Below are 5,423 nucleotides of genomic sequence, written 5' to 3'. Positions count from 1 at the left end.
CGCGCTGACCGGCGCGGCGGCGGTCTTGGGCGGAGAGCGCGCCGCCTTTGCCCTGTGCCGCCCGCCTGGACACCACGCGGGCCCGCGCGCGATGGGCGGCTTTTGCTATCTCAACAATGCCGCGATCGCGGCGCAGGCGATGCGCGATGCCGGGGTGGCCACAGTGGCGGTGCTCGATGTCGACTATCACCATGGCAACGGCACGCAGGCGATCTTCTATGACCGCGCCGACGTGTTCTTCGCCTCGCTCCACGGTGATCCGGCGGTGGAATACCCGTTCTTTGCCGGCTTTGCCGATGAGACCGGTAGCGGCGCCGGGCAGGGGTGCACCCTCAACCTGCCATTGCCTTGGGGCACGGCGGCCGGAGCCTATCTGGCCGCGCTCGATACAGGCTGCGCGGCCATCGCGGCATTCGGCGCGCAGGCGCTGGTGGTGTCGCTGGGGGTCGATACCTTTGCCGGCGATCCGATCAGCCATTTCAAGCTGGCGAGCGCCGATTTCACCCGCATCGGGGCGCGGGTGGCGGCGCTGGGCCTGCCTACGCTGTTCGTGATGGAAGGCGGCTATGCCGTGGGTGACATCGGCACCAACGTGGCCAATGTGCTGGAAGGCTTTGCGCATGGCTGATGGGGCCGGCACAGGAGCTGGGCTGCAGGGCCGATTGGGGTTCTGGCACCTCATCGGTTATGGCCTGGCGCTGATTGCGCCATCGGCGCCGCTCAATACGCTGGGCGTGGTCTGGGGCAAGGCCCACGGGCTGATCGCGCTGTCCTATCTCTTGGGCGGGCTGTGCATGGCGTTCACCGCCACCAGCTATGCCGTGATGGTGCGCGAGGTGCGCAACGCAGGATCGCTCTATGGCTTTGCCCGCGCCGCGCTGGGGCCGTTTGCCGGATTCATGGGCGGCTGGATGATCCTGCTCGATTACCTGCTCATCCCCTCGCTGGTCTATGTGATCATGGCCGTGGCGCTGGGCCAGTTGATGCCGGGTGTCGACCGCGCGGTGTGGATCGTGGCGCTGCTGGCATTCACCACCGTGGTCAACTGGTTCGGCATTCGCTCGACCAGCGTGTTCAATGCGGTGAGCGTCATCAGCCAGATTGCCATCACCACCCTGTTGGTGAGCGCGGGCATTGTCTTCCTGGGGCCGGAGCAGGCGTTTTCGCCGGCACCGGTCTGGGCCGATCCGCTGCCCTGGCGCGGGGTGCTGGCGGGCACCTCGGTCTGTGTGCTGAGCTTCCTGGGCTTTGATGCGGTATCGACCCTGGCGGAAGATACTGCCGATCGCAGCGGGCGCACGCTGGGCCGGGCGATATTGGCGGTGCTGGCGCTGGCCACGGTGTTTTTCGGCCTTTCCACCTGGGTTCTGGGCAATGCCATGGCCGGGCGGCACTTTGCCAGCCTGGAGGCGGCCCATTACGATGTGGCGGGCATGCTGCTGGGGGGCTGGGCCAGGCCGGCGCTCGCCTGGTTCACTGCGCTGATGGTGGGCTTTACCAATGCCCTGCCGATGCAGGTGGGCGTGGCGCGCGTGCTCTATGCCATGGGGCGCGATGGCCAGGTGCCCGGCGCCTTTGCTCGGTTGCACCCGCGCCACAACACGCCCTGGGTGGCGATGCTGGCCACGACGGGCCTGTCGCTGGTGGTGGCGCTGGCGTTTCGCGATGCGCTGGATTTCCTGGCTACGCTGGTCAACTTTGGCGCGCTGACCGGGTTTGCCCTGCTGCACGTGTGCGTCTTCGTGCATTTCCGCAAGTCGGCGCGGCGCAACCTGGCACTCCATGTGGTCTCGCCCGTGGTCGGCCTGGCGGTGATCGCCGCGATCCTTACGGGCATGGGCGCCTGGGCGCTGCTGCTCGGCTGCGGCTGGCTGCTCTTGGGGCTGGCCTGGTGGCAAGGGGCAGCGCGCCATGCGCCGCCCCCGGCCAGCGATCTGGCCTATTCGGTATAGGCCTTGCGCAGTGCGGCAATATCCGCGGCGCTGACGCCAGCCACCTTGTCCAGATACCCTTCGACCGAGCCATAGCGCGTGTCGATCTCGTCCAGCGCGCTGGCGAGGAACGTGCGGCCATCGGGATCGTGCAGCGGTTGCGGCCGGGCCATCGCCGGGTTGGCCTGATAGCCGGCAAACAGCCTGGCGACCGGATCGCTGGCGGCGGTGGCCGCATCGATCCGGGGCATTTCCCATTCCGGGCGGCGCAGCGCGGTAGACAGGTCATAGTCCTGGAGGATCACCGCGCGCGGGGTGCCCAGCGCCGACAGGATCAGCGCGGTCATGAACCCGGTGCGATCCTGCCCGGCCGAGCAATTGTATTCGATCGGGCCGGCATGGGCCTTGAGCCGATCGAACACCAGGCGCACCTGCGGCGCCAGCAGGGTGGGAAACTGGCGATAGAGCTTCCCGCCATTGCCGGTGACCTTGCCGTGGTTGCCGGCAAACAGCGCCATCATCGAATAGGGCACGGCGTCCTGGTGGACCTGGCCAGCCAAGCGCGTGGGTGCCAGGCGGCGTTCCTCGTCAGAGCGCAGGTCGACCATCGTGGTCAGGCCGAGGCCGCGCACCATGGCGATATCGGCCGGCGATAGCAGCGGCGTGGCGCCCGACCGATAGATCAGGCCCCAGCGCACTGTCTTGCCATGGGCAGCCGGATAGCCACCCAGATCGCGAAAGTTCGATCCCTGTGCCAGGGGCAGCATGCGTTCGGCCACCGTGGTGACGCGACCATCGGACCGGTCGCGCAGCAGCACATAGGGGCGCGGCGTGGCTGCGGCCCACACCTTCGCATGGCCGCTGCGCACCGCGCGCGCCACGGGCCGCGCGTTGGCCAGCGGGGCGTCGGGGCGGGTCGCCAGATAGACATCGACCGGGCCGCTGGCCTGCCAATCGACCAGCAGGGTGGCGGCATCGCTACGGCTGGCGATGGCATCGTGGGCGCGGGCCAGTGTCTGCGGGGCGAGCGCCGGGCTGGCCGCCAGGACCAGCCCGAGAGCCCAGGCGACAAGATGGGTGCGGCGCATCAGAACCGCACCTGTGCTTCCACGCCCCAGGTGCGCGCTTCGTTGAAGAAGCCATAAGTCCCGACCAGCGCGCTTGCCGCCTTGTAGAACATATGCTGTTCGTTGAAGATGTTGCGGCCCCAGACTGAGACCTGCATCGTGGCGCCGTTTTCGCCCAGGGCAATGTCAGCCAGGCCGATGCGGCCATTGAACGTCACGCTGGCATCGCCCTTGGGCTGGGCCAGGGTAACGGCGCCCGTGGCGGTATTGAAGCCGGGATCGACGTAGTTGGCGTAGAACCCGCTGTCATAGTTGGCATCGAGATGCAGGCGCAGTTCCGCTGCAGCCACCGGCAGGGTGACGTCCACCGTGCCGCTGGCGGCATGCTTGGGCGTATAGACCTGGTAGATCGGGATCGGGGTGGTGATGATCACCCCGTTGGCCTGCGGAAACGGGTTCGACGTATTGGGGATCTTGACGCTGGTATAGGCATAGCTGGCGCCCAGCGTCAGCTGCGGGATGGGCTTGACCGTGAAATCGGCCTCGATCCCCTTGAGACGCCCGGTGCCCGGTGCATTGTGGGTTTCGGTGGTGGTGCGGGTGGTGTTGAGCAGGTTGCCCTGGGCATCATACTGCAGATAGTTGGCGCTGAAATCGAGCTGGATGTTCTTGTAGGTGCCGGTGTAGGCGGCCACGTTGAAGCGGGCGCGCTTGTCCCAGAATTCGGTCTTGGCGCCCAGTTCGAACATCGAGACGGTTTCGGGATTGAACGGGGCATAGGTGAGTGAGCGCGAGTTGGCGCCGCCCGATTTGTAGCCCGTGCTCCACTTGCCATAGAGATGCACGTCTTCGCTGGCGTCGATCGCCAGGTTGATCATCGGATCGACGCGTGACCAGCTGGCGTCGAGCAGGCGCGGCGCGGTGACGCCGTTGACCGAAGGCGTGGCGCCGTTGACGGTGAACAGCGAGCCTTCCTTCTTGTCGTGCGTCCAGCGCGCACCCAATGTCAGGTGAAAGATGTCACCGGCGAGATCGGGGGTATAGGTGCCCTGGCCGAACACGCCCACGCTGGTGGTGGTGACATGGCTGGCGCGGTCGATGGTAATGCCATCATAGCTGACATAGGGGATCACCGTGGTGGCGCTGCCGGCGGCATCGGAGAAGGCCATGGTGTAGAACGCCTGGGCGTTGTCCTGCACCTTTTCCTGATACCACATCGCGCCGGCCACGAACTTCACGCGGTCATAATCGCCCAGCAGTTGCAGCTCTTCGCTCGCCTGATTCTGACGGAACTGGGCCAGGCTGTAGCGCGAAAACTTGGCGCCGGTGAAGTTGCCGGTGGCGCTGATCGCGCTGGTCGTGGCCGAGCCGTTGTCATACTGCGACTGGGTCAGTTCACGGTATGAGGCGATCGACTTGACCTGAAGGTGCGGGTCGAGGTGCCATTCCAGCAGCAGGCGGTGGCCATGGGTCTTGCCCACGCTGGGCTGCTGCGTCACGCCGACGGCGGCCACGCCCACGCGGTTGGGTTCGAGCGGATAGGCCACCGGGCGCTTGAGCGTGCCGGCGCTCACCGTCTGGGCATAGAGCGGGCTCGATGCGTCGTATGACGTGTCATAGGCATAGTCGGCGCTGAAATCGGGCGTGGGCGTCCACAGCACTTCGCCACGCAGGCCGCGCTTGGTGTAGAAGTTGAAATCGGTCTGCCCGGCCAGCGGGTTCTTGACCAGGCCATCGCGGTGCGACACCACGCCATCGATCTTGGCCGCCAGGTTGCCCCACTTGGGCAGATCGACATGCAGCTCGCCCTTGTAGCTGCCATAGTTGCCGGCGCCGACCAGGGCATTGGCATGGAATTCGCCGCTGGGCTTCTTGGTCACGATGTTGATCGCGCCACCTTCGGTATTGCGGCCAAACAGCGTGCCTTGCGGGCCTTTGAGCACTTCGATGTTCTCGATGTCATAGAGCGCGGTGCCCAGGCCCTGGGCGCGGCCGAGATAGACGCCGTCGACATAGACGCCCACGCCCTGGTCACGCGCGGGCTGGTTGCTGTCGGACAGCACGCCGATGCCGCGAATGTTCATGATCAGCGCCGAATTGCGCGAATAGAACGGGGCGACGCGCAGGCTGGGCACGCCGCCTGATTGCAGATCGACCAGCGACTGGATGTGGCGATCGGCCAGGGCCTGGGCATTGAGCACCGAGATGGCGATCGGCGTCTTCTGCAGGTCGGTCTTGCGCTTTTGCGCGGTGACGACGATCTGGTCGAGCGTGCTGGTCAGCGTGGGGTCTGCCACCGGCGCGGGGGCCGGCTCCGGCGCCGGTTCGGCGGTGGCCGCATGCGCCAGGACGGGCAGGGCGGCGCCGGCAAGGCAGAGGGCAAGGGCGCTGGCCGTGCGCAGGGCATGCGGGCGCGCACCACGGT

At 66.7% G+C, this 5,423-nt stretch carries 3 protein-coding genes and 1 pseudogene; 2 read left to right on the top strand and 2 right to left on the bottom strand.

Annotated elements, in window-relative coordinates:
• Together H926_RS0101765 and H926_RS25115 are read left to right on the top strand one after the other, a co-directional pair.
• A pseudogene (locus H926_RS0101765) lies at positions 1–628 on the top strand (acetylpolyamine amidohydrolase); the annotation flags it as partial.
• Positions 621–1,952: an APC family permease gene (locus tag H926_RS25115; protein ID WP_022674766.1), complete on the top strand. Its 1,332-nt coding sequence runs from the start codon at positions 621–623 to the stop codon at positions 1,950–1,952. The pseudogene H926_RS0101765 and the gene H926_RS25115, both read left to right, overlap by 8 nt.
• Here H926_RS25115 and H926_RS0101755 read toward each other — a convergent pair.
• Both H926_RS0101755 and H926_RS0101750 read right to left on the bottom strand, forming a co-directional pair.
• Complete coding sequence (locus tag H926_RS0101755; RefSeq protein WP_022674765.1) at positions 1,940–3,019, bottom strand: tyrosine-protein phosphatase; 1,080 nt, start codon at positions 3,017–3,019, stop codon at positions 1,940–1,942. The two genes, H926_RS25115 and H926_RS0101755, sit on opposite strands and share 13 nt — an antisense overlap.
• On the bottom strand, positions 3,019–5,423 hold a 2,405-nt coding region (locus tag H926_RS0101750), incomplete at its 5' end, for a TonB-dependent receptor plug domain-containing protein (RefSeq protein ID WP_022674764.1). The genes H926_RS0101755 and H926_RS0101750, both read right to left, overlap by 1 nt.

Origin of the sequence: Novosphingobium sp. B-7 (assembly GCF_000410615.1) — a bacterium.
Classification (GTDB): Bacteria; Pseudomonadota; Alphaproteobacteria; order Sphingomonadales; family Sphingomonadaceae; genus Novosphingobium; species Novosphingobium capsulatum.
This window is presented reverse-complemented; position numbering and strand designations above follow the sequence as displayed.